At 34.3% G+C, this 24,483-nt stretch carries 18 protein-coding genes; 15 read left to right on the top strand and 3 right to left on the bottom strand.

Going from position 1 to position 24,483, the window contains the following annotated elements; all coding sequences use genetic code 11:
* The first annotated feature begins 49 nt into the window (after nucleotides 1-49).
* From SOM12_RS03985 to SOM12_RS03960, 6 genes are all read left to right on the top strand, one after another.
* Complete coding sequence (locus tag SOM12_RS03985) at nucleotides 50-655, top strand: lactate utilization protein B/C (RefSeq protein ID WP_095930846.1); 606 nt, start codon at nucleotides 50-52, stop codon at nucleotides 653-655.
* A 1-nt stretch (nucleotide 656) separates the two neighbouring features.
* Nucleotides 657-1,547 (top strand): phosphatidate cytidylyltransferase, encoded by an 891-nt coding sequence (locus SOM12_RS03980; RefSeq protein WP_320492464.1) that lies wholly within the window; start codon nucleotides 657-659, stop codon nucleotides 1,545-1,547.
* Nucleotides 1,537-2,190 carry a phosphatidylserine decarboxylase family protein gene (locus tag SOM12_RS03975; RefSeq protein WP_320492463.1) on the top strand — a complete coding sequence of 218 codons (654 nt, stop codon included), beginning with the start codon at nucleotides 1,537-1,539 and terminating at the stop codon, nucleotides 2,188-2,190. The genes SOM12_RS03980 and SOM12_RS03975 overlap by 11 nt, the downstream gene beginning before the upstream one ends.
* Nucleotides 2,191-2,460: an acyl-CoA-binding protein gene (locus SOM12_RS03970; protein ID WP_095930849.1), complete on the top strand. Its 270-nt coding sequence runs from the start codon at nucleotides 2,191-2,193 to the stop codon at nucleotides 2,458-2,460. It abuts the gene before it with no gap.
* Nucleotides 2,461-2,466: 6 nt separating this feature from the next.
* Nucleotides 2,467-3,246 carry a superoxide dismutase gene (locus SOM12_RS03965; RefSeq protein ID WP_095930850.1) on the top strand — a complete coding sequence of 260 codons (780 nt, stop codon included), beginning with the start codon at nucleotides 2,467-2,469 and terminating at the stop codon, nucleotides 3,244-3,246.
* Between the two features lie 65 nt (nucleotides 3,247-3,311).
* Complete coding sequence (locus SOM12_RS03960) at nucleotides 3,312-4,370, top strand: glycoside hydrolase family 130 protein (RefSeq protein ID WP_320492462.1); 1,059 nt, start codon at nucleotides 3,312-3,314, stop codon at nucleotides 4,368-4,370.
* A gap of 172 nt (nucleotides 4,371-4,542) precedes the next feature.
* Here SOM12_RS03960 and SOM12_RS03955 read toward each other — a convergent pair whose 3' ends face one another.
* Nucleotides 4,543-6,414: an alpha-amylase family protein gene (locus tag SOM12_RS03955; protein ID WP_320492461.1), complete on the bottom strand. Its 1,872-nt coding sequence runs from the start codon at nucleotides 6,412-6,414 to the stop codon at nucleotides 4,543-4,545.
* Nucleotides 6,415-6,700: 286 nt separating this feature from the next.
* Here SOM12_RS03955 and SOM12_RS03950 point away from each other — a divergent pair, with 286 nt between their 5' ends.
* The 7 genes from SOM12_RS03950 (at nucleotide 6,701) to SOM12_RS03920 (ending at nucleotide 16,069) form a co-directional block, all read left to right on the top strand.
* Nucleotides 6,701-8,380, top strand: coding sequence for an OstA-like protein (locus SOM12_RS03950; RefSeq protein ID WP_414655668.1), 1,680 nt, complete (start codon nucleotides 6,701-6,703; stop codon nucleotides 8,378-8,380).
* Nucleotides 8,381-8,572: 192 nt separating this feature from the next.
* Complete coding sequence (locus SOM12_RS03945) at nucleotides 8,573-9,766, top strand: aspartate aminotransferase family protein (protein ID WP_095930853.1); 1,194 nt, start codon at nucleotides 8,573-8,575, stop codon at nucleotides 9,764-9,766.
* A 264-nt stretch (nucleotides 9,767-10,030) separates the two neighbouring features.
* Entirely contained in the window at nucleotides 10,031-11,425 is a 1,395-nt protein-coding gene (locus SOM12_RS03940; RefSeq protein ID WP_095930854.1) for a tetratricopeptide repeat protein, read from the top strand.
* A gap of 2 nt (nucleotides 11,426-11,427) precedes the next feature.
* Nucleotides 11,428-12,180 carry a shikimate dehydrogenase family protein gene (locus SOM12_RS03935; protein ID WP_095930855.1) on the top strand — a complete coding sequence of 251 codons (753 nt, stop codon included), beginning with the start codon at nucleotides 11,428-11,430 and terminating at the stop codon, nucleotides 12,178-12,180.
* A 68-nt stretch (nucleotides 12,181-12,248) separates the two neighbouring features.
* On the top strand, nucleotides 12,249-12,995 hold the full coding sequence (locus SOM12_RS03930) for a lipid A phosphoethanolamine transferase (RefSeq protein WP_320492460.1): 747 nt from the start codon (nucleotides 12,249-12,251) through the stop codon (nucleotides 12,993-12,995).
* 250 nt (nucleotides 12,996-13,245) lie between these two features.
* Nucleotides 13,246-15,225, top strand: coding sequence for a DUF349 domain-containing protein (locus SOM12_RS03925; RefSeq protein ID WP_320492459.1), 1,980 nt, complete (start codon nucleotides 13,246-13,248; stop codon nucleotides 15,223-15,225).
* A gap of 424 nt (nucleotides 15,226-15,649) precedes the next feature.
* Nucleotides 15,650-16,069 (top strand): OsmC family protein, encoded by a 420-nt coding sequence (locus SOM12_RS03920; RefSeq protein ID WP_320492458.1) that lies wholly within the window; start codon nucleotides 15,650-15,652, stop codon nucleotides 16,067-16,069.
* Nucleotides 16,070-16,129: 60 nt separating this feature from the next.
* On the opposite strand, the gene SOM12_RS03915 is transcribed toward SOM12_RS03920, so the two are convergent.
* Together SOM12_RS03915 and gyrA are read right to left on the bottom strand one after the other, a co-directional pair.
* Complete coding sequence (locus tag SOM12_RS03915; RefSeq protein ID WP_320492457.1) at nucleotides 16,130-17,398, bottom strand: tetratricopeptide repeat protein; 1,269 nt, start codon at nucleotides 17,396-17,398, stop codon at nucleotides 16,130-16,132.
* 39 nt (nucleotides 17,399-17,437) lie between these two features.
* Nucleotides 17,438-20,077 carry a DNA gyrase subunit A gene (gene gyrA, locus SOM12_RS03910; protein WP_320492456.1) on the bottom strand — a complete coding sequence of 880 codons (2,640 nt, stop codon included), beginning with the start codon at nucleotides 20,075-20,077 and terminating at the stop codon, nucleotides 17,438-17,440.
* A 257-nt stretch (nucleotides 20,078-20,334) separates the two neighbouring features.
* Here gyrA and SOM12_RS03905 point away from each other — a divergent pair, with 257 nt between their 5' ends.
* Nucleotides 20,335-22,881, top strand: coding sequence for an ATP-dependent Clp protease ATP-binding subunit (locus SOM12_RS03905; RefSeq protein ID WP_095930861.1), 2,547 nt, complete (start codon nucleotides 20,335-20,337; stop codon nucleotides 22,879-22,881).
* A gap of 140 nt (nucleotides 22,882-23,021) precedes the next feature.
* The gene (gene rimK, locus SOM12_RS03900; protein ID WP_095930862.1) at nucleotides 23,022-24,389 is read left to right on the top strand and encodes a 30S ribosomal protein S6--L-glutamate ligase; all 1,368 of its coding nucleotides are present in this window, start codon (nucleotides 23,022-23,024) and stop codon (nucleotides 24,387-24,389) included.
* Nucleotides 24,390-24,483: the final 94 nt, after the last annotated feature.

Genomic DNA, 24,483 nt, shown 5'->3' with positions numbered 1-24,483 from the left:
TTTATCTTTGAACGTTTTCAACTAACATGTAAAGCATTTCATATAAAAAATGAATTTTTTCAAAAAAATATTTGGCTCTAGTGAAGCCGCTTCTGACGAAGAGAACGAAAGCGAATATGCAGGTTCATCTGCGCAGAACAGTCATTTATCTTTAGACGAGCAATTTATTTTCAACTTCAAAAAAAATGGAGGAAAGTTCTTGTATTGCGAAAACATGGGAGAAGTTGCTGAACAGTTTGAAAACATTTTAGAAGAAAACGACTGGTTCGAGAATGAAGTTTTATGCTATGAGCAAGGCTTATTTGGCCTACTGGAAGAAAATAAATTATTTTATATCGCTCCAACTAACCCAAAATTTTTATTGGCTAGCTGCGAAAACCTTATAGCCGATGAAGGTTCTATCTTATTTTCATCAAAACAAATCAGACAAAATAAACCAAACGAATTACCTGCAAATATTGTTATTATAGCAACCACAAGCCAAATCCTTCCAATGAAAAGCGACGGATTAAGCGCTATAAAACGAAAATACGAAAGAGACTATCCTACTAATATCACTACAATAAAATATTTCGAAAAAGCGAAAGACGAAGATTTTACACAATACGGAAGTGTTGCGAAAAACCTTTATTTACTGCTTTTAGAAGATCTTTAAGATGAACGAAACACTGAAGAGGGCCATTTCTGGTGCTGTTTATATCGCTTTATTACTAACTTCGATATTGTTTTCTACCGAAAGCTTCATTACTCTTTTTGGCGTTTTCTTAATTATCACGATATACGAGTTTTCTAATATCGTAAACTTAAACAAAGTGTTCTCTATTCTTTTTGGAACTTTAGTTTATACTTCAATTGTTTTGGTAAGTCATTACAACAAACAGACAACCAAGTTTCTTAACGATACCTTTAACACTAACATTAGCTTAGAAACCAATATTAAACAGCTCGATTTAATTCTTCTGGCTATAACTATTGTCGTTTCAATAAAATGCATCCTATTTTTATTTTACGATTCAGTTCAAAAAGTAAGCACTTCTTCAAAATACCTATATCTGCTTGGATATATTACGCTTCCTTTTGTATTTATTGTAAAAATCTCTTTTGGAACAAATGATTATAATCCGAAAATTATTATTGGTTTATTTGTTTTAATCTGGACCAATGATACTTTTGCCTATTTAGTTGGAAAATCAATGGGAAAACACAAATTATTTGAGAGAGTTTCTCCTAAAAAAACAATTGAAGGTTTCCTGGGTGGTGTTGTGTTTGCCGCTTTTGCCGGTTTTTTGATTTCTAAACTCTATATTCAGCCTAAACCTGAATTTAGCAATACATCAATCTTAATCTGGACTATTATTGCATTAATTGTCAGCATTTTTGGAACTATTGGAGACTTAATAGAATCCAAATTCAAGCGAATTGCAGGCATAAAAGACAGCGGTTCGATAATGCCTGGTCACGGAGGTATTCTAGATCGATTAGATAGTGTTATATTTGTAGCACCAATTATATTTTTATTTTATCAAATTTTATATTATGTTTCATAAAGAGGGAGGCCCGTCCATTTTATTAGGTACTGTATTTACTGTAGCTGTACTTTTAATTGCTGATAAATTCATTGATATTGCTTGGCTGAGAATGCTTGTGCAATTTGCAGCGCTTGTAATTTTAATTATTATTTTACAATTCTTCAGAAATCCGAAAAGAATTGCAATTAGAAACAGTGATCATATCCTTGCTCCAGTAGATGGAAAAGTGGTGGTTATTGAAGAAGTTTATGAAGGAGAATATTTTAAAGATAAACGTTTACAGGTTTCTATCTTTATGTCGCCAATCAATGTGCACGTAACACGTTACGCAATGGATGGAATCATTAAATTTAGCAAATACCACCCTGGAAAATTCCTTGTTGCTTGGCACCCTAAGGCAAGTGAAGAAAACGAAAGAACTACAGTAGTAATTGAAAATGAAACTTTCGGCGCGATTTTATATAGACAAATTGCTGGTGCATTGGCTCGTAGAATTGTAAATTATGCTAAAGAGGGAATGCAGGTTGTTCAAGGAACTGATGCTGGTTTCATTAAATTTGGATCAAGAGTCGATTTATTTTTACCTTTAGGTACACCAATCAATGTGGAGTTAAATCAAAAAGCAATTGGCGGAAAAACAATTATTGCTACAAAAGCATAAATGACTGATAAAGATTTAGATATTCGCTTTGCTGAAGCTGTAGAAGTTGCATTGACTATGACTCAGGCTTCGCTGCCGCAAGACGTGCAGTTAAGACTTTACGCTTTTTACAAACAAGCTACTTTTGGAACAGCAGTTTATAATCAATCTGAAAATTTTGATTTAAGAGATGCTTTTAAAACCAATGCTTGGATGCAAATTAGCCACATGTCTGTAGATGAAGCCAAAGAAAATTATATCGAGATCATCAATTCATTAACATCAAAATAAAACATTATGAAGAAAAACGTTGTTATTTTAAGCACTTTAACTTCATTTTTACTATTATTTTCTTGTAAAGAAGATAAACTGACAGAAGTAGTTGAAGTTCCTCTTCCAACAAAAGAAGAAAAAATTACTATTGGTTCACCAAATGATGTTAAAGCCGATCCAGGCTCTTTTGAAATGACAAAACTGCCATTTAATTATGACGGTCTTGCTCCCGACATTAGAACCTTAACTTTAGAAACACATTATTCTAAACATTACCTGTCGTACACCAACGCTTTTAATAAAGAAATTGTTTCGACTGAGTTTGAAAACATGCCTATTGAAGACATTTTAAAAAAAATGCCTCTTACCAATTTAAAACTCCGTCAGAATGCTGGAGGATATTACAATCATACGCTTTATTTTAATATTCTGACACCAAAAGAGCAGACCCCAAAAGACACTCTTGCTGGTTCTATCAATAAAGAATTTGGTTCTTTTAACAATCTGACCAATCAATTTAAAGCACAGTCAGAAAAGCAGTTTGGTTCTGGATGGGTTTGGCTGGTTGTAGACCGATATGGTAAATTACAAATTACCACAACCGACAACCAAGATAATCCATTGATGAAGAATGCTTTGATTCCAGGAACTCCAATTATGGGAATTGATCTTTGGGAACATGCTTATTATTTAGATTATCAAAACCGAAAAGGCAGTTATATTGACGCTTTTTACAATCATATAAATTGGGAAAAAGTGAACGAATATTACGTTGAAGCACTCAAAAAGGTTAAAAAAGTATAGAAAAAAAGCTGATGCAATTAAGTATCAGCTTTTTTTTATACCTTTTAGGTACTTAAACGAAGATCATGAAAGACATTGCCAATCGTTTTACCGAAAACCCAATATTATCGCCGTCGGATATACCGCCAAGCAGAGAAGGTCTCGAAATTACCTGTCTATTGAATCCGGGTGTGTTTCAGTTTCAAAACAAAATCTGGCTAGCGGTGCGTGTTGCCGAAAGACCAAAGCAAGTTCAAAACATTATTTCCTTTCCGATACTAACAGAAGCAGGAACCATTCAGATTATTGAAATTTTAAAAGATCATCCTGAACTTATCGCAACAGATGCACGCGTCATTAATTATCAAGGCATTGATTATTTAACCACTTTATCGCACATTCGATTATTATGCAGCGAAGACGGAAAACGATTTTATGAACCTGAAGATTATCCGCATTTGGTTGGCGAAGGAATATTAGAAACGTTCGGAATTGAAGATTGCCGGGTTTCTTTCATTGAAGGAAAATATTACCTCACTTTTACATCTGTTTCTCCTAGCGGCGTGGGCGTTGGCTTAAGAACCACAACCGATTGGAAGAATTTCGAAAAACATGGACTGATATTTCCTCCTCACAATAAAGACTGTGCCATTTTTGAAGAAAAAATAAACGGCTTGTTTTATGCCCTTCATCGCCCTAGTAGTGTAGACATTGGCGGAAATTACATTTGGATTGCTTCTTCTCCAGATGGAATTCATTGGGGAAATCATAAATGCATTATCAAAACCAGAAAAGATAGTTGGGACAGCAAAAGAGTTGGCGCAGGAGCCGCACCGATAAAAACAGAATTAGGCTGGCTAGAAATTTATCATGGAGCCAACGAATTTCATCAATATTCTTTAGGCGCTTTTTTATTGGATTTAGAAGATCCCACAAAAGTGATTTCGAGAACCGAAACTCCTATTATGTTTCCTAAAACAAGTTACGAACTGAGCGGTTTCTTTGGAAATGTCGTTTTCACAAACGGTCATATTCTTGATCCAGATGGCGATACACTAACTGTTTATTACGGCGCTTCGGACGAATTTGTCTGCGGCGCAACATTTTCTATTAAAGAGATTCTTTCGTTGCTTAAAAAGATTTAAAAACAAAAAAATATTTAACACATAGAAACATAGATTTTATACTAAAAAAAGAATACGAAAGAAACTAGTTTCCACACATAAACTATATGCATTTAAACTAGTGAAACGCCTTTTTCAAGCTTTCTAAGCTATGTTTCTATGTGTTAAAAATCAACTCAAAAGATGAGCTAGTTTATTTTAATTCCAAAATCAAAGATTCTGAAGGCTGAATAGAAACTTTGGCTACTCCTTCTCCATTTTGCACTTTCAATACCAATGTTTTGTTTTGATACAGTTGCTCTTTCAATTGATATTCTCCATCTTTTAAATTCCATTTTGAAATAAGCGATGACGGAACTTTCAAATTGAATTCATTTCCTTTCTCAGAAGAAAAATTAGCAATTACGATCAGTTTTTGATTTTCAGACCAACGTGCGTAAGAATACAACAGCGCATCGTAACCTTCATTATTTTGTCTATTTGCAGATTGAATCTCTTCAAAACTTCCCATTAAAGCACTGCTTTTGATTGTAAAATTCAATAAACGTTTATAAAAATCACGTAATTCTTTTTCTGAGTCAGAAAGCTTTCCTCCGTCAAATTTACCTTCATTCATCCAGCGCTGATGATTTGGAACTCCGATATAATCAAAAATCGAGGTTCTCGAGCGTTTTCCGAAACCTGCATCTTCATTTCCTGCCTCTCCTACTTCTTGCCCAAAATAAATCATTGTTGGCGAAGTGCTAATTGTTGCCGAAACTACCATTAAAGGCTTTCCTCTTTCTGGAGTTCCTGCAAATTCTGGACTTGCTAAACGCTGTTCGTCATGATTATCTAGGAAATGAAGCATGTGATGCTCAATATCCGACATTCCGTTTTGGATTTTTGTTAATTCATCAGGCGAAGATTTTCCGCGAATAACGTCTTTCAGCTTATCGTACGTCTCTACTTTATCATACAGATAATCCATTTTTCCTAAGCGAATATAATTGCGGTATTCATTTGGATTATAGACTTCAGCTAACAAAAATGCATTCGGATTTTTCATTTTAATCGAAGAGTTCATATAACTCCAAAATTCATACGGAACCATTTCGGCCATATCGTAACGAAATCCGTCGACACCTTTTGCTGTCCAGTATAACGCGATGTCTCTAAACTTTTTCCAAGAATCGGGAACCTCTTTGTCTTGCCAAAAAGCAAAATGTTCCTGATAGGATTTCTGGTCAAAGCCAGCAGGAAGTTCAGGAAAATCTTTAGCTCCGTCTGGACGCACTCCGTAATTTACTTTTACCGTTTCGTACCAGTCGTTTTGATCTGGTTTAATTTTACGAGAACCATTCCCTGTCCATTTTGCCGGATTTTCGTCAAAAAAACCATCAATCATTGGATTTTTTTCTCCGTTTAAAGGAATATCTCCGTCTGGAATTTCAAAATGCTGTTTCGGAATGTAGTAAAAATTATTGTCTCGTTTATATTCCACCGTAATATCATCATCTGCTCCAAAATCTTTTACCCCTTCTGGATTCGATTTTCCTTCATATTTTCTTGCGATATGATTGGGTACAATATCAATAATCACTTTCAAATTGGCATTATGAGTGCGTTTTATTAAAGCTTCAAATTCTTCTAATCGCTTTGCAGGATTTACAGCCAAATCTGGATTTACATTATAATAATCTTTTACGGCATAAGGAGAACCTGCACGCCCTTTTACCACTTCTGGATCATCATTTGAAATTCCGTACGTCGTATAATCACGTACTAAAGCATGATGCGGAACTCCCGTATACCAAATATAAGTAACCCCTAAATCTTTTATTTCATGAAGAGCTTTATCTGTAAAATCATTAAACTTTCCAACACCGTTCTCCTCAATAGTTCCCCACGGTTTATTAGTTGTATTTTTATTTCCAAAAAGGCGTGTAAATACTTGATAGACTACAACTTTTTTATCTGTTGTAGCATTTTCGTTTGCAGTACTCATTTTTAAATCTTTTGTCTTACAGGCTGAAAAAAGTACAGTTAATGTAATTCCGACTGCTATTATTTTTTTACTTATCATATTTTTTTGGGCTATTCTTATCCTGTCTCTTTGGTTTCATCGCTAAAAAGCATGAAAACAATTTTCTAAAAATAGCTCATTTTTTAAAACTTCGAAAACGATTTATCTAATTTACACCGTTTTCAGCTCAAAACACAACTACTACAACGTGAGAGTTTGCTATTTTGTTGAAAAATTAAATAATGCCCAATTTCAACTTGAGACTGTTAATGACTAATTATAAATTAATGCTAATAACCGCCACAGGTTCTATCCTTTTTTATAAATTTGACAAAAATTTAATCAGTTGAAGAAATCACTCTTTTTCATATTTACTTGTCTGTCTTTTTTAAGCGTTCAATTCACTTTCGCGCAAGCAAAAAAACCTGCTCAATCTCCGAAAACAATTGTCATCGAGAATGCTGACTTTTCTGATGTGGATCAAGTTAATGTACCTGATGCGCTTTTACTTACTGGAAATGTAAAAGTGAATCATGATGGTGTTGTGCTAACTTGCAACAAAGCTTACTTTTTTCAAAAAGAAAATTATTTAAAAGCATTCGGAAATGTACAATTAGTACAAGGAGATACTTTATTCTTGAATAGTAAATATGCAGAATATAGCGGAAATGAAAAAAAAGCTTTTGCTACAGGAAATGCGGTTTTAACTTCTCCTGACGCCACTTTGCAAACTGATACCATTAATTTTGACAGAAATATTCAAGAAGCATTTTATAATACAAAAGGTACGATTGTAAACAAAGACAATACTTTGGTGAGTAAATCTGGAAGATATTATGTAAAAGAAAAGAAATTCCAGTTCTTGACTGAAGTTACGATTACGAATCCGAAATATGTGATTAAATCAAACCATTTGGATTATTACAGCAATTCTGGACATACGTATCTTCTTGGTCCTTCAACCATTACAAGTAAAGCCAATTACATTTATACTGAAAAAGGATTTTATGATACAAAGAAAAACTTAGCCCATTTTCTACGAAGGTCCTACATTAAGTACGATGACCGACTTATAGAAGGTGATAGTTTGTATTATAATCGAAATATCGAATTTGCATCGGCAACGCGGAATGTAAAAATTACCGATTCGATTAACAAAGGAATCGTAAAAGGCCATTATGCAGAGCTTTACAAACTCAAGGATTCGATGTTTGTAACCAAAAGAGCTGTTGCCATCAATTTAGTTGAGAATGACTCGGTTTACATTCACGGAAAAAAATTAATGGTAACAGGAAAAGAAGGCGAACGAATTCTGCGCGCTTTTAACAATGTCCGTTTTTATAAAACAGATATGAGCGGTAAGTGCGATTCTATACATTCAGATTCTAAAAGCGCTTTGACAAAACTTATAGGAAATCCGATTCTTTGGAATGGCGACAACCAAATTACGGGCGATGTAATGCACTTAATTGGCGACAATAAAACGAGGAAAATTGATTCTTTGAAGGTGCTAAATAATACTTTTGTCCTCTCCAAGGACACGCTCGGAACAGGTTTCAATCAGGTCAAGGGAATTAATTTGTTTGGAAAATTCCGGGATGGAAAACTGCATGATGTTGATGTCATTAAAAACACCGAAGTCATTTATTACATGAGAAATGATGCCAACGAATTAATTGGTATCAATAAAAATGTCAGCAGTAAAATCAACATGATATTGGAAAATAATGCGATCGAAACCATTACTTTCTTTAATAAAGTGGACGGTGATATTTTTCCTGAAGATGAACTTCCAGAAAATGCTCGAAAACTTCGAGGAATGAAATGGCGAGGCGATGAAAGAATAAAATCTAAAGAGGATATTTTTTCTGCAGAAGATAATGAACTCAATGAAAAACTGATTAAAGAAGGAAAAGATCAAGAGGAAAAAGGCAAAAACGTTCCACTGAAAATTAGGAAAGAAACCTTGAATTACGACAAGAAGAAACCAGCTGCCAAAGCGGAACCGAAGCCTAAAATTAAGTAGTTTTCATTCACAGTCATAGTTTACAGTGGTTTGAGAATAATTAGTTCATGAACGATAACCTGAAGTGTAAAGTTTAAAAACCTTAGAACCTCAGTACCTTTACAACTTTGAACGTCTAAAAAAAGTTAACTTAAGCGTAAAGTTAAAAAAACTTAGAATCATAGTATCTCAGTACCTTAGCAACTTAAAAAAATGAATCCAGATTTTATAAAATACCAAGCGCAAACCTCTCCTTACCCACTCGGAATGGAAGTTTCGCATGCCATTGGCTCTTACATATACGACACAAACGATAAAAAATATTTAGATTTTGTTGCTGGAGTTTCAGCTTGTACTTTAGGACATCAGCATCCACGAGTAAATCAGGCGATAAAAGATCAATTAGACAAATATTCTCATGTAATGGTTTACGGAGAATACTCTCAGAGTCCAGCCGTTCAATATTGCAAATTAATGGCCTCTCTACTTCCAGAATCTTTAAACAAAACCTATTTGGTCAATTCTGGTACAGAAGCGATTGAAGGCTCTTTAAAATTAGCCAAACGAGTTACAGGACGCAGTCAGCTTATTTCATGTCATAATGCGTATCACGGAAACACCATGGGTTCGATGAGCGTTATGGGATTTGAAGAAAGAAAACAAGCTTTCAGACCTTTGCTTCCAGATGTTGATTTTATTACTTTCAATAACGAAGAAGATCTGCAAAAAATCACTACAAGAACGGCAGCCATTCTTTTAGAAACTATTCAAGGAGGCGCTGGTTTTATTCAGCCAGAAGATAATTTCCTTCAAAAAGTCCGTAAACGCTGTGATGAAGTTGGAGCCTTAATGATTGTAGATGAAATTCAGCCCGGTTTTGGAAGAACAGGAAAACTTTTTGGCTTCCAAAATTATGATGTTGTTCCAGATATTGTGGTTATGGGTAAAGGAATGGGCGGCGGAATGCCGGTTGGTGCTTTTACTGCTTCTGCCGAAAAAATGGATCTTTTAACAGAAAATCCAAAACTGGGACATATTACCACTTTTGGAGGTCACCCTGTCATTGCGTCAGCTTGCTTGGCTACTTTGCAAGAATTAACTGAAACAAATTTAATGGCAGAAACGTTGGAGAAGGAAAAACTCTTCAGATCGCTTTTGGTACATCCTTTGATTAAAGAAGTTAGAGGAAAAGGATTAATGCTTGCCGCTATGACAGAATCGGCAGATATTACAAACGAAGTCATTTTAACCTGTCAAGACAGAGGACTTATTTTATTCTGGCTTTTATTTGAAGGATGCGCGATACGAATTACACCTCCTTTGACTATTTCTGAATACGAAATTAGAGAAGGTTGTGCCATTATTTTAGACGTAATGGACGAAATAATGCAGAAGAGCAATAACTAAAATACAAAACTATTTGGAGCGCTGTTTTAATAAAACTGACAGAAATTAAATCTCCATTTCTATTTCAAAAAAGTCTTCTGCTACAAATAAAAAAATGACAAAACCGAAGCTAATCCCTTGACAACAAAAGAGATTTCTTCCCAAAACAGAATAAAAAACGCCATATATTGTTAATTAAATTGTTCAAAACAATTAATTTCTTATCCTTACAGCGATTATATGGTTGCCTAAATTTATAACAGGCTAATTTCAAATATACGAAGTATGCAATTAAGCAACGAAGAAGAAGATTATAACCTATCCCTATCCAAATTTGAGTCGATGTTAAAAACTAACAAAGTGCTCTTTTTTGATTCTGAAGAATTCGAAGAAATTATTCTTCATTACTTAGACATAGGTAAGGCTAATTTAGCAAAAAAGGCCTTAAAACTTGCATTAGACCAGCATCCAAAATCTACAGGCTTAAAGTTAGTACAAGTAGAAATGCTGGTTTATGATGACAAACTCGACATTGCTGAAAAGCTTTTGAATGAGTTATACGCAATTGAACCCAACAACGAGGAAATCTACATCCAGAAAGCCAATATCTGCTCAAAAAGAGATCAGCACGAAAAAGCGGTTGAACTGTTAAAAATCGCACTTCAATATACTGATGATTACGCTGATGTGTACAATTTGATCGGAATGGAATATCTTTTTATGGATAACCTTGAGCTTGCAAAGGACAGTTTTATCAAATGTCTTGAAGAAGACTTAGAAGATCAATCTGCTCTCTATAACGTAGTGTATTGCTTTGAGTTTTTAGACCAAAATCAAGAAGCTATTATTTATCTAAACGATTATATCAACAGAAACCCTTACAGCGAAATCGCTTGGCATCAGCTTGGACGCCTTCATTATGGCATAAAAGAATATGAAGCAGCAATTCGTGCATTTGATTATGCAACTCTGATTGATGATGAATTTTTAGGCGCTTTTATGGAAAAAGCAAAAGCTTACGAGCGTCTAAAAAAATACAATGAAGCAATTGAAAGTTATAACAGAACCATCGAATTGGACGATGCGACTTCGTATGCCCTTCTTCGAATTGGAAAATGTTATGAAAAACTTGGAAATTTAGCGAAAGCAATTCAATATTATAACCAAACTGTACATGAAGATCCGCTTTTAGACAAAGGCTGGATTGCGATTACAGATTTTCACCTTCGCCAGAAAAACTATCAAAAAGCATTATTTTTTGTGAATAAAGCTTTAGCGATTGACAATCAGAATCGTTTGTACTGGAAAAGATATGCTACAATCAACAAACAAATGAATTTCTTTGAAGAAGCCGAATTTGGTTTTAGAAAAGCGGTTGAATTTGGAGATTATGCATTAGACACTTGGCTGTACTGGGTTGATATTCTTCAGTTTTTAGGAGAATTTGAAACGGCTATTCAAACTTTATTGCAAGCTTCAGAATATTTCCCTGAAGAAAACGAAATTGAATATCGTTTGGCTGGATTGTATTTTATGATTCAAGACAATACAAAAGCTAAATTTCACTTAAGCAATGGCTTACGTCTAAATTTTGATAATTATATCTTAATTGAAGACTTATTCCCTGTTGTTTGGGCAAAAAAAACAGTAAAAAATTATATAGAAAAACATCGTAAATAAGAATGGTTGATATTTTATTAAGAAGACGTTTTGGATTATTAGGACGCAACATAAGCTACTCTTTTTCAAAAGGTTATTTTACAGAAAAATTTAATAATGAAGTTTTTGCTGGTAACAGCTATGAGAATTTTGACATTTCGGAGATTAATTACTTCACAGAATTAATTAAAAACAATCCTGATTTAAAGGGTTTAAATGTTACTATTCCGTACAAAGAACAAGTTATTCCATTCTTAGATAAATTATCAAAAAAAGCCACTTTAATTGGCGCTGTTAATACCATTAAATTTACCAAAAACGGCAAATTAAAAGGCTACAATACCGATTATTACGGATTCAAAAAGTCTCTTAAGCCATTATTAGAGCCGCATCACAAAAAAGCGCTTATTTTAGGAACAGGAGGCGCTTCGAAAGGCGTAGCTTTTGCTTTGGATGAATTGGATATTCCGTACACTTTTGTTTCTAGAGAAGCGAAAGAAAACATCATTGACTATGATTTAATTAATGCTACCACTTTTGACAATTTTCAAATTATAATCAACTGTACGCCAGTTGGAACAAGCCCAAATATTGAAGCTTGTCCGAATTTGCCGTATGAGTATTTCACAGAAAAACACATTGCTTACGATTTAATCTACAATCCAGCAGAAACCACTTTCTTACGAAAAGCAAAAGAAATGGGAGCTGTAATTAAAAATGGGCACGATATGCTTATTTTTCAAGCTGAAAAAGCATGGAAAATCTGGAACAAATAAAATAAGTATCAAAAAATAAAATGTTAACGTATTTTTTGTATTTTTAATCCACTAACTAACAAGTGGTTATGAAGAAAATACAATTACTTAGCATTTTATTTTTTTTATTACACAACCTACTTTCAGCTCAAAACGCAGACACTCTCAAAAGTCCGTTATCTGAGCCTCGTTACCATTATTTTCTTAAAACAATTCTGTTTTACAATGAGTATCTAGATACCGATAAAGGTTCTTTTAACACCACACAGGTTCGATTTTTACTGCCAATTGGCAATAAAGCCTGGAATCTACGTTTTGATCTTCCTTTGGTTTCTACCAACACAACTTCAACCAACAAGACGGCCATTGGAGATGTTGGAGGCGGAATCAGTTTTATTCCTTACTTAAGAAATAACAATGGTATTGCGGTAAGAACCAGAGTTTATTCTAACACAGCCGAAGATCCAAATTTTGGAACCGGAAAATGGGTTGTCATGCCTGCTATGGTTTACGGAAGATACTTCAATCAAAAAAAGTTTCTGCTATTAACTACCGTTGAATATCAGCAGAGTTTTGCCGGAAATAGTGATCGTTCCGACATTAGTACTGCTCTTTTAGAAAATCTATTAATGCATTTTTTTGGAAAAAACTGGATTTCTGGAGATGTAGCACTTCGATATAATACTGTTATTAAAGGTTTCCAAAATAATGCTTTTGTTGAATTTGGACGAAAAATTACACCCTCAAATCTTGTTTACATACACCCCAGCGCTGGTTTCGGCCCTAACAGAACCTATAATTGGGGAATGGAAGTTGGAGTGTTGATTCTTTTTTAATTTTAAAGAAATAGCAATATAAGTCCCAAAAAAATGGATTATTAAGAGTCTATTTTAGATACAATGCCAATTTTGAATTTATATATCCTTCAGTAATTCACTAAAAACAGATTCAACATACTAGAAAACTTCCGGAAAGAATAGGAATTTCGTCGTAAAATACCGTATAAACAAGTGATTTATTTTGTAGTTAGAAACACCTTTACTATCTTTCGCATTGTTTAAAATAAAAACCTTATACATTTTAAAGATGTTAGAAGAAAAGAATGATAACCTGCATGAAGCAGACGGAAAATCTGGAATCGAAATAAATGATTCTGTAGCAAATGATGCAATCGAAACATCAGATTCTGAAACTTTGACCGAAGATTTGGTCTCAGAAACTGAAAATGAAGTAGAAAAACAAGAAAATGATCATCAAGAAGCATTAGATGTCATTACAAATTCAAATGCTGCTGAAAGTGAGGACGAAACTTTAAAGGATCGTCATGACATTCCTATGCAGGATTACAACACTTTCTCACTTGATGCTCTTGTTGATGAACTTAAAAAATTGGTTAATATAGACAAAGTAATGTCTGTAAAAGATCATATTGAAGAAATCAAAAAAGCATTTTTACTACAGTATCACCATCTTATAGAGGAGAAAAAAGAAGAATTTTTAGCTTCTAATCCAGATCCTAATGAAGAATTTGAATATCACCTTCCTTTAAAATCAAAATTTGACGAATATTATAATGTTTTTAGAGATAAAAGAAATGCTCATTTTAAACATTTACAGACCAATCTAAAAAGCAATTTAGAGAATCGTCTGGCTATTGTTGAAGAATTAAAGGAATTAATCAATCCGCAAGAAAACATCAAAGACACTCTTAAGCATTTTAATGAATTAAGAGAAAGATGGAAAAATGCTGGAGCAATTCCAAAAGACAAATACAATCACGTTTGGAACAATTACCATTTTCATGTAGAAAACTTCTACGATTATCTACACTTAGATCGCGAGGCTAGAGATTTAGATTTTAAACATAATTTAGAACTAAAACAAAAGATTATAGCGCGCGTTGAAGAATTGGTAAACGATACCGATGTAAGTAAATCTTTCCGCGAATTACAGGATTTACACAGAATCTGGAAAGAAGAAATCGGCCCCGTTTCTAAAGAGCACCGTGATGCCATCTGGAATCAATTTAGCGAATTGACTAAAAAAATACACGATAAAAGAGAACTTTTATTTGAAAGCCAAAGAGCAAACGAGCAAAAAAATCTTGAAACTAAAAAAGAAATTATTGCTAAAATAGAAGCGCTTGGAAGCGAAAAAGTAAATTCTCATTCACAATGGCTTATTCAGATTCAGAAAGTAGAAGAGTTAAGAAACGAGTTTTTTGCTGCAGGAAAAGTTCCTTCTGAAGTAAATGAAGAAACTTGGGCTACTTTTAAAACTGCTGTTCGAAACTTCAACGCTTTCAAAAATTCTTTCTATAAGGATATCAAAAAAGACCAAAACGATAATTTAAATAAAAAATTGGCTCTTGTTGCAAAAGCTAAAGAATTACAGGAAAGCACTGATTTCTCAGCTACAACTCCAGTAATGAAACAGATTCAGGAAGAATGGAAACAAATTGGCCATGTTCCTAAAAAATATTCCGATAAAATCTGGAAAGAATTTAAGGATGCCTGCAACCATTATTTTGATAAATTAAAAGAGCATAAATCGGAAGAAAACAGTGAAGAAGTTGCTGCTTTTGACAACAAAAAAGCATACTTAGACACTTTAAGATCTTTCCAATTGACTGGAGATCACAAAACAGATTTGGATGCCATAAAAGCACATATTGAAACTTGGAAAGGATTTGGTAAAGTTCCTTTCTCTAGAAGGCATATCGAAGGGAAGTTCAATAAAATCTTAGATGCTCTTTTTGAGAAACTAAGCTTAAGCAAAAAAGAATCTGAAATGATGCGTTTTGCAAACCGAATTGATTCTTTATCTGACAGCAATGATACGCGTAAATTAGACAATGAAAAAATCTTTATTATGCGTAAAATTGAAGAAGTTCAAAATGAAATCTTCCAGTTAGAAAACAACATTCAGTTCTTTACCAATACTAAAAATGCTAAAAAAGAGAATTCAATAGTTACAGAGGTTCGTAAAAACATTGCCATTCACAAAGAAAGCCTTGAAGTTTGGAAAGATAAATTGAAACAATTAAGAAACTTGGGACAAGAATAAATACTTGAAATTCCAATTTTTTAAATTCCAAATTCCAATTGGCAACGCTTAATTGGAATTTGGAATTTTATTTTCTTTATAATTTAAAAGATGCAATGAGTATCATTGCATCTTTTTTTTTAAACCACAAAGTTCGCAAAATGCTGTCTTAATATTATGATACAAAACTTTGTCAAAGTTTTAAACTTTGACAAAGATTACAAAACCTCGAACAAACTTAAAAACTTTGCGTGATTTGCGTTCCCGATAACTATCGGGATTGCGCATTTACGGTTAAAAATCACTCCAGCCTAAAACCCAAAACTTAACAATACAATTAAATTTCATAAAACTATTCTGCAAAATATTGATTATATTTGAGTTACCACTATTAACTGGCAATCAAACAAATAACATTTAATACTAATTTTTAAATAAGGAGAATATGAAATTTACAAGAAAAGCACACGCCAACTGGCAAGGAACCGGTATGGAAGGAAAAGGAACAATAAGCACGCAAAGCACCACTTTAGATAATGCACAACTATCTTTTAAAACAAGATTTGCTGATGGCGTTGGTACAAATCCAGAAGAATTGGTTGCAGCAGCGCATTCGGGCTGTTTTACCATGCAATTAAGTTTTTTATTGAACGAAGCAGGCTTTACAGCCGATGATTTAACCACAGAAGCGACAGTAACTTTTGAAGACGGATCTATCACTTTAATTCATTTAGATTTAAAAGGAAAAGTTCCTTCAATCTCTGCAGAAGAGTTTACTTCAACAGCTGCCAAAGCAAAAGAAATCTGTCCGATTTCAAAACTATTAAATACCACCATTACTTTATCTGCTGAATTAATCAGCTAAAAGCATAAAAAAAACCATTCACCGCGGTGAATGGTTTTTTTTATATTTTAAAACTTGTAATTACATTTTTGCTTTCAAAGCTTTAGCTTCTGCAGTCATTTCAAGAGCGTTGTAAACTCCTAATAATGTTTTAGAAACATCCTCGTTTTTAGGATCTAATTCGTTAGCTTTTTTAAGGTAAGGAATAACTCCTTTGAAAACAGCTTCTCTTTGTGCTTTTAAAACATCGTAACGTTTCATGTCTTTAGCAGAAGTACCTAATTTATTCATCTCGTCGATGATTGGTTTTTCAGCTTCTAATTTTAAAGCAGCAAGATTTAAGTAAGCATTTGTATACTCAGGGTTGATTTCAATTGCTTTTAAGTAATATTTCTCTGCGTCAGCATTGTTTTTAGCTCCAGAGCTAATTACTCCTAAATTGAATACTAAATCAGCATTTTTTGGGTCTTTTTCTAAAGCTTCACCAACTAATTTTTTGTATGTCTCGTAATCTTTGCTTTCTAAGTATAAATTCGCTTCAGTTAGAATTAAAGAAGAATCTTCTGGGTTTGCTTTTCTAGCATCAGAGATTGCTTTTTTAGCATCTTCAGTACGTCCTTTCTGAACTAAAATTAAAGCTAAGTTTTTGTAGATTTCACCTCTTTTAGAAGGAATAGCTTCCGTTTTAGGTTTTTCGTGAGTTCCTAATTTAACAGCTAAATCTCTTTCTTTAGCATTAGCAAAGTTATCTTCGCTTCCGTTAGCTTTGTTTACAGCTAAGTATAAAGTTCCTTTTCCAGAAAAGTTTAATTTTTTCAACTCTTCATACATTGGCAAAGCAAGATCGTAATCTTGTGAATTTACAGCTGTAGAAGCCGCATAATACAAGTTGATTGTATCTTTTTTATCTAACTCATATGCCTCAAACAATTTCTTTGCACCTTCAGCATGTTTGTTTACTTGCGTGTCAGCAATTGCAGAATTAATTAATAATCCTTTAATGTTAGTAATTGATGCCGCTGCTTGTGTAGAATATTTTTGTTTTCCTGAAGCTTTTTCTACATCAATTAATTTCTTGTAGCTGTCTGCTGCTGCTAATAAGTTTTTACCTTCTTCAACCTTTTTGTTTGCAAGGTCAAGAAAAGCATTTCCTTGAACGAAATAGTATTGTGCCTGTTCTGTATCTTTAGCATTTGCAATTAAGTTCTCTGCATCTTTCAATTGAGCAATAGCGCCTTGTGCGTCTCCGCCTTTTAATGCCTTTTCAGCATTCTTAATTTGATCTTTCTGAGCAAACGTAGCTACAGAGATCAGTAATGCTGATGCAAGTATTACATATTTACTTTTCATAATGGTATTATTTGTTTGTATTTAATTTTCTGTTTTCACTTATTCTTCAGACTCTTCGTCTTCTGCTTCAGCATCGTCTTCCTCTTCTACTTCATCATCAGGGTCATCTTCCTCTTCTACAGATCCGTCATCTTCTAGAACCTCCAAATCTGGCTTAACTCTCTCAATTGCACCAATTACATTTCCATCTTCATCCAATTCTACTTCTTCGGCATCATCTTTCATTACAGTTGTTACAGCAGCGATAGAATCTTTTCCTTTAAGATTAATCAATCGAACACCTTGAGTTGCACGTCCCATAACACGTAAATCTTCGATTGCCATTCTAATCGTTAATCCAGATTTATTAATAATCATTAAGTCATCTGCATCAGTAACAGCGTTGATCGAGATCAATTTACCTGTTTTATCCGTGATATTAAGTGTTTTAACCCCTTTACCTCCACGGTTTGTAATTCTGTACACGTCTTCTCCGTCGTCGTCAACCAATTTAGTACGTTTTCCGTATCCGTTCTCCGTTACAACTAAGATTTGAGAGGTAGAAATATCGTTTTTATCTACAGTAACCATTCCGATTACCTCGTCAGTTTCATCTTTTAAAGTAATTCCACGAACTCCAGAAGCTGTTCTTCCCATCGGACGTGTTTTAGTTTCTTCAAAACGAACTAATTTACCAGATTTAACCGCTAAGATAATTTGGCTTTCTCCGTTTGTCAACTGAGCTCCAATTAATTCATCTCCTTCTTTAATTGTAATGGCAGCAACTCCATTTGCTCTTGGTTTAGAATATTTCTCTAAAGAAGTTTTCTTTACCTGACCTTGTTTGGTAACCATTACAAGATTATGCGTATTGATATAATCTTTGTCTTTTAAATCTTGCGTACAAATGAAAGCTTTTACTTTATCATCACTTTCAATGTTTACCAAGTTCTGAATTGCTCTACCTTTTGCTGTTTTACTTCCTTCTGGAATTTCATAAACACGCATCCAGAAACATTTTCCTTTTTGGGTAAAGAACATCATATATTGGTGGTTTGTTGCCACAAACATGTGCTCTAAGAAATCTTGATCTCTTGTTCCAGCACTTTTCTGCCCAACTCCACCTCTATTTTGCGTTTTGTATTCTGTAAGGTTTGTACGTTTGATGTAACCTGCGTGTGAAATTGTAATAACCACATTTTCGTCAGCAATCAAATCTTCAATACTCACATCTCCTCCAGAATATTCAATTTGAGATCGTCTTTCGTCACCGTATTTATCACGAATTTCTGTAAGCTCTTCTTTAATCAAATCTGTTCTCAAATTAACATCTGCCAATAAAGCTTTCAAATGCTCAATTAACTTCATTAATTCTTCAAACTCAGCTCTTAATTTATCTTGCTCCAGACCTGTTAACTGACGTAAACGCATCTCAACAATAGCACGAGCTTGAATATCTGATAATTTAAATCTTTCGATTAATTTTTCTCTAGCTTCATCTGTATTTTTAGATCCTCTAATTAACGCAATTACCTCGTCGATATTGTCAGAAGCAATAATTAACCCTTCTAAGATATGAGCTCTCTCTTCTGCCTTACGTAATTCAAACTGTGTTCTTCTAACTACAACTTCGTGGCGGTGCTCAATAAAATAATGAATCATATCTTTCAGATTCAACATTTGCGGACGGCCTTTTACTAATGCAATATTATTTACACTAAAAGAAGATTGTAATGACGTATACTTGTATAAGGTATTTAAAACTACGTTTGGTGTAGCATCACGTTTCAAGATGTAAACGATACGCATACCGTTTCTGTCAGATTCGTCACGAATGTTCGCAATACCTTCGATTTTTTTCTCGTTAACCAAATCAGCCGTACGTTTGATCATTTCGGCTTTGTTAACCTGATATGGAATTTCAGTAACAATGATGCACTCTCTTCCGTCCACTTCTTCAAAACCAACTTTAGCACGCATTACAATACGCCCTCTACCCGTTTTAAAAGCTTCACGAACGCCTTCATAACCATATATTACACCTCCCGTTGGAAAATCAGGAGCTTTAATATGTGTCATTAATTCGTCAACCTCAATATCATTATTATCTAAGTATGCTAAAGTACCATTGATAACCTCTGTTAAATTGTGTGGTGGCATATTAGTCGCCATACCAACCGCAATACCAGTTGCTCCATTTACTAATAAAGTAGGAACTCGTGTAGGCATTACTTTTGGCTCATATAAAGTATCGTCAAAGTTCAGCTGAAAATCAACTGTTTCTTTTTCGATATCTGCCATAATATCTTCTGAGATTTTACGCATTCTGGCCTCAGTATAACGCATTGCTGCAGGACTGTCTCCATCGACAGAACCAAAGTTACCCTGACCATCAACTAATAAATAACGCATGCTCCATTCCTGAGCCATACGCACCATTGCATCATATACAGAAGTATCTCCGTGCGGGTGGTACTTACCCAGAACCTCCCCTACAATTCTCGCAGACTTTTTGTGGGCAGATCTTGATGTTACACCTAAATCATACATTCCGTAAAGAACTCTTCGATGCACTGGTTTCAAGCCATCTCTAACATCAGGAAGCGCTCTCGATACAATTACTGACATCGAATAATCGATGTAAGCTGATTTCATTTCATCTTCAATGTTAATAGGAATTAACTTTTCTCCTTCAGACATAAGTTGTTATGTTTTAATAATTACATTAGTTTCAAAGCGTGCCAAGATACGTTTTTTTAAAATTTTTTCAGCTATTTCCTTACACTTATTTAAATGATTTATTAACAACTTTATTTCGGCTTTTAGTTAATAAATTAAGCGTTTTTTAACTCTTTTATTCTCTTTTTTTTCGTCTATTAGCTGACAGTAGTTCTTGAAGGTACGGTTTTTGTTTTTAAAACAGTAATTCACTAAATTTACAATACCAATTATATATTATGGATGATAATTTTTCACCAAGAGTAAAAGATGTAATTACGTACAGTAAGGAAGAAGCTCTTCGTTTAGGGCACGACTTTATTGGCACAGAGCATCTTATGCTAGGTATTTTAAGAGATGGTAACGGAAAAGCTATTCATATACTTAATAACCTAGCTGTCGATTTAGATCATTTACGCAGAAAAGTAGAAGTACTTAGCCCTGCCAACTTGAGCGTTGAAGTAAATGCAGAAAAGAAAAACCTTCATCTTACCCGACAGGCAGAAAGAGCCCTGAAGACCACTTTTCTTGAAGCAAAAGTATTTCAAAGTTCATCGATAAGCACGGCACATTTGCTGTTATGTATCTTGAGAAACGAAAACGATCCAACAACCAAGCTATTGAATAAACTAAAAATAGATTATGACGTAGCTAAAGAACAGTATTTAAATATGACTCCAAACGAAGAAGAATTCTTAGAAAACTTGCCAAGAAACGAATCATATAATGATGATTCAGGACAAGATGACAGTCTTAAAGAAAGCAGCTTTAATAATCCCGCCAATAAGTCAAACAAAAAATCTAAGACTCCGGTTTTAGATAATTTTGGGAGAGATTTAACAGAAATGGCCGAAGAAGGAAAATTAGACCCTGTTGTAGGACGTGAAAAAGAAATTGAGCGTGTATCGCAAATTTTAAGCCGTAGAAAAAAGAACAATCCGCTTCTTATTGGAGAACCTGGAGTTGGTAAATCTGCTATTGCAGAAGGACTGGCGCTACGTATTATCCAAAAGAAAGTATCGCGTATCCTTTTCCACAAACGTGTTGTAACTCTTGACCTTGCAAGCTTAGTTGCGGGTACAAAATACAGAGGACAATTTGAGGAAAGAATGAAAGCCGTAATGAACGAGCTGGAGAAAAACGACGATATTATTCTTTTTATTGACGAAATCCACACTATTGTAGGCGCTGGTGGAGCAACAGGTTCGCTTGATGCTTCAAACATGTTCAAACCTGCTTTAGCTAGAGGAGAAATTCAATGTATTGGCGCTACTACTCTTGATGAGTACAGACAATATATTGAAAAAGATGGTGCTTTAGAAAGACGTTTTCAAAAAGTAATTGTGGAACCAACTTCTGTTGAAGAAACAATCGCGATTTTGAACAACGTAAAAGATAAATACGAAGATCACCACAACGTAACTTATACTCCAGAAGCAATCGAGGCTTGTGTTAAGCTAACAAACAGATATATGTCTGAGCGTTTCTTACCAGACAAAGCGATCGATGCGATGGACGAAGCAGGTTCACGTGTACACATCACTAACATCGATGTTCCAAAACAAATTTTGGATTTAGAACGTCAGTTAGAAGAAGTTCGCGAAATGAAAAATATGGTTGTTAAAAAGCAAAAATATGAAGAAGCAGCCAAACTTCGCGATGATGAAAAACGTATTGAAAAAGATCTTGCTACAGCACAAGAACAATGGGAAGAAGATTCTAAAAACAACAGAATTGAAGTTACAGAAGATAATGTAGCCGATGTTGTTTCTATGATGACTGGAATTCCTGTTAACAGAATTGCTCAAACAGAAAGCAACAAATTGGCTCAATTGCCTGAATTGATTCAAAATAAAGTAATTGGTCAAAATGAAGCTGTTTTAAAAATCGCTCGTTCTATTCAACGTAACAGAGCTGGACTTAAAGATCCGAACAAACCAATTGGTTCATTCATTTTCTTAGGTCAGACTGGTGTTGGTAAAACACAGTTGGCTAAAGTATTAGCAAAAGAATTATTTGATTCTGAAGATGCTTTGGTTCGTATTGATATGAGTGAATACATGGAGAAATTTGCGATTTCTCGTTTAGTTGGAGCGCCTCCAGGATACGTAGGATACGAAGAAGGTGGTCAATTGACTGAGAAAGTTCGTAGAAAACCATACTGTGTGGTTCTTTTAGATGAGATCGAAAAAGCCCACCCAGATGTATTCAACATGATGCTTCAAGTTTTAGATGACGGATATTTAACAGATAGTTTAGGTCGTAAAATTGACTTTAAAAACACTATCATTATCATGACTTCTAACGTTGGTGCTCGTCAGTTGAAAGATTTCGGACAAGGTGTTGGATTTGGTACAGCTGCAAGAACAGCTCAGGCCGATGAAAACTCAAAAAGCATTATCGAAAACGCTTTGAAGAAAACTTTTGCTCCTGAGTTCTTAAACAGAATTGATGATGTAATTGTATTTAATGCATTAGAAAAAGCTGATATTGATTTGATTATCGAAATCGAATTGAAAAAACTGTATTCTCGCATTGCAGAGTTAGGCTACAAATTAAGCTTAACTGATAAAGCAAAAGCGTTTATCGCAGAAAAAGGTTTTGATAAGCAATTTGGAGCAAGACCGCTAAAAAGAGCCATTCAGAAATACGTTGAAGATTTATTGGCTGAAGAAATCATTACTTCTAAAATACATTCTGGTGATGAAATTATGATGGACTTAAAAGAAGATTCTCAAGAATTATCCGTTGAGATTCATAAAGCCGAAGAGCCAACGAATCAATAAATTAGTCAAAATTTATAACATTCATAATATGCCCGTTACGTTTTCATAACATAACGGGTATTTTTTTTATCAAAAATCACTATCTTTAGTAAAAGCAAATAGCTATTTTTGAATTTAAATTCTATAATAAAAAACAAAATATGCTTCAAAACAAAGTCATTTTAGGTAGCGAAGAATGGTGCTCATTTCCAGAACTTGGAATCCCGACAATTAAGGCTCGTGTCGATTCTGGTGCCAAAACTTCGGCAATGCACGCTTTAAACATAGCTCCTTTTATAAAAAATGATGCCAATTGGGTTAAATTCGACATTAATCCGATTCAGAATAATATCAAAACCATTATTCATTGTGAAGCGCCTTTGGTTGATAAACGAATTGTAAAAAGTTCGAGCGGATTTAGAGAACATCGTTATGTGATCCAAACCAACTTAAAAATTGGAGATGCCAAATGGCCAATCGAAATGACTTTGACCAATCGCGATTCTATGGGCTTTAGAATGCTTTTAGGACGCGAAGCTATGAGCGGCAGGGTTTTAGTCGATCCCGAGCAAAAATATCTTTTAGGACAGCCAACAGCAGAATCTTTAAAAGAATTGTACCAAAACTCAGAAAAAGCAACTACAGGCCTACGAATTGGTCTTTTAGCTAGCAATCCAGAGCTTTACAGTAATAAAAGAATTATGGAAGCCGGGGAAATGCGCGGGCATGAAATGCATTTCTTAAACATCAAGGAATGCTACATGAAATTGGATGCAAAAAAACCTGAAATTCATTACCGCGGCGGAAAAATCCTAAACGAATTTGATGCTATTATTCCGAGAATTCGCCCAAGTATCACTTTTTATGGTTGCGCCTTGACACGTCAATTTGAAGCTTTAAAAGTCTTTGTTTTAAATTCGGCTACAGCCATAACGCAATCACGAGATAAGCTATATTCTTTACAATTATTACTGAATAGCGGAATCGATATTCCGACTACCGGATTTGCCAATTCTCCGCTTGATACAGACAACTTAATTAAAATGGTTGGCGGATCACCACTAATTGTAAAATTATTAGAAGGAACGCAAGGAAAAGGCGTTGTCTTGGCCGAAACGAAAAAGGCGGCAGAAAGTGTAATCAATGCTTTTAAAAGTTTAAATGCCAATATATTAGTTCAAGAATTTATTAAGGAAGCTAACGGAAAAGATATTCGTTGTTTTGTAATTGACGGAAAAGTCGTTGCCGCAATTCAGCGCGAAGCGATGCCAGGCGAGTTTAGAGCTAATATTCACCTTGGCGGAACTGCATCTGTAATCAAAGTAACTGCCGAAGAGAAAAAAATAGCCATTAAAGCAGCAAAAGCAATGGATTTGAAAGTTGCTGGAGTTGATATTATCCGTTCGTCTAAAGGTCCGTTATTGCTTGAAGTAAACTCTTCTCCAGGTTTGGAAGGAATTGAAGGTGCAACTAATAAAGATGTGGCAGGAGAAATGATTAGAGCTATTGAGAAAAATTTTAAATTATAATTAAGTTCATTTAAACTTAATTTCCCATAAATAATTTAGAAGCTTTGCCGAACTTTAAAACTTGGCAAAGCTTTTTTATTTAACTTTAAAATAA

The organism is Flavobacterium sp. CFBP9031 (assembly GCF_034044945.1).
Lineage (GTDB): Bacteria > Bacteroidota > Bacteroidia > Flavobacteriales > Flavobacteriaceae > Flavobacterium.
This window is presented reverse-complemented; position numbering and strand designations above follow the sequence as displayed.

Bases quoted from the DNA above. Each gene is read 5' to 3' on its own strand.
- SOM12_RS03935 (WP_095930855.1), top strand. From the start codon at position 11,428: ATGGTTGATATTTTATTAAGAAGACGTTTTGGATTATTAGGACGCAAC.
- rimK (WP_095930862.1), top strand. From the start codon at position 23,022: ATGCTTCAAAACAAAGTCATTTTAGGTAGCGAAGAATGGTGCTCATTT.
- SOM12_RS03920 (WP_320492458.1), top strand. From the start codon at position 15,650: ATGAAATTTACAAGAAAAGCACACGCCAACTGGCAAGGAACCGGTATG.
- SOM12_RS03915 (WP_320492457.1), bottom strand. From the start codon at position 17,398: ATGAAAAGTAAATATGTAATACTTGCATCAGCATTACTGATCTCTGTA.
- SOM12_RS03980 (WP_320492464.1), top strand. From the start codon at position 657: ATGAACGAAACACTGAAGAGGGCCATTTCTGGTGCTGTTTATATCGCT.
- SOM12_RS03960 (WP_320492462.1), top strand. From the start codon at position 3,312: ATGAAAGACATTGCCAATCGTTTTACCGAAAACCCAATATTATCGCCG.
- SOM12_RS03930 (WP_320492460.1), top strand. From the start codon at position 12,249: ATGAAGAAAATACAATTACTTAGCATTTTATTTTTTTTATTACACAAC.
- SOM12_RS03985 (WP_095930846.1), top strand. From the start codon at position 50: ATGAATTTTTTCAAAAAAATATTTGGCTCTAGTGAAGCCGCTTCTGAC.
- SOM12_RS03925 (WP_320492459.1), top strand. From the start codon at position 13,246: ATGTTAGAAGAAAAGAATGATAACCTGCATGAAGCAGACGGAAAATCT.
- SOM12_RS03975 (WP_320492463.1), top strand. From the start codon at position 1,537: ATGTTTCATAAAGAGGGAGGCCCGTCCATTTTATTAGGTACTGTATTT.
- SOM12_RS03955 (WP_320492461.1), bottom strand. From the start codon at position 6,414: ATGATAAGTAAAAAAATAATAGCAGTCGGAATTACATTAACTGTACTT.
- gyrA (WP_320492456.1), bottom strand. From the start codon at position 20,077: ATGTCTGAAGGAGAAAAGTTAATTCCTATTAACATTGAAGATGAAATG.
- SOM12_RS03965 (WP_095930850.1), top strand. From the start codon at position 2,467: ATGAAGAAAAACGTTGTTATTTTAAGCACTTTAACTTCATTTTTACTA.
- SOM12_RS03945 (WP_095930853.1), top strand. From the start codon at position 8,573: ATGAATCCAGATTTTATAAAATACCAAGCGCAAACCTCTCCTTACCCA.
- SOM12_RS03905 (WP_095930861.1), top strand. From the start codon at position 20,335: ATGGATGATAATTTTTCACCAAGAGTAAAAGATGTAATTACGTACAGT.
- SOM12_RS03970 (WP_095930849.1), top strand. From the start codon at position 2,191: ATGACTGATAAAGATTTAGATATTCGCTTTGCTGAAGCTGTAGAAGTT.
- SOM12_RS03940 (WP_095930854.1), top strand. From the start codon at position 10,031: ATGCAATTAAGCAACGAAGAAGAAGATTATAACCTATCCCTATCCAAA.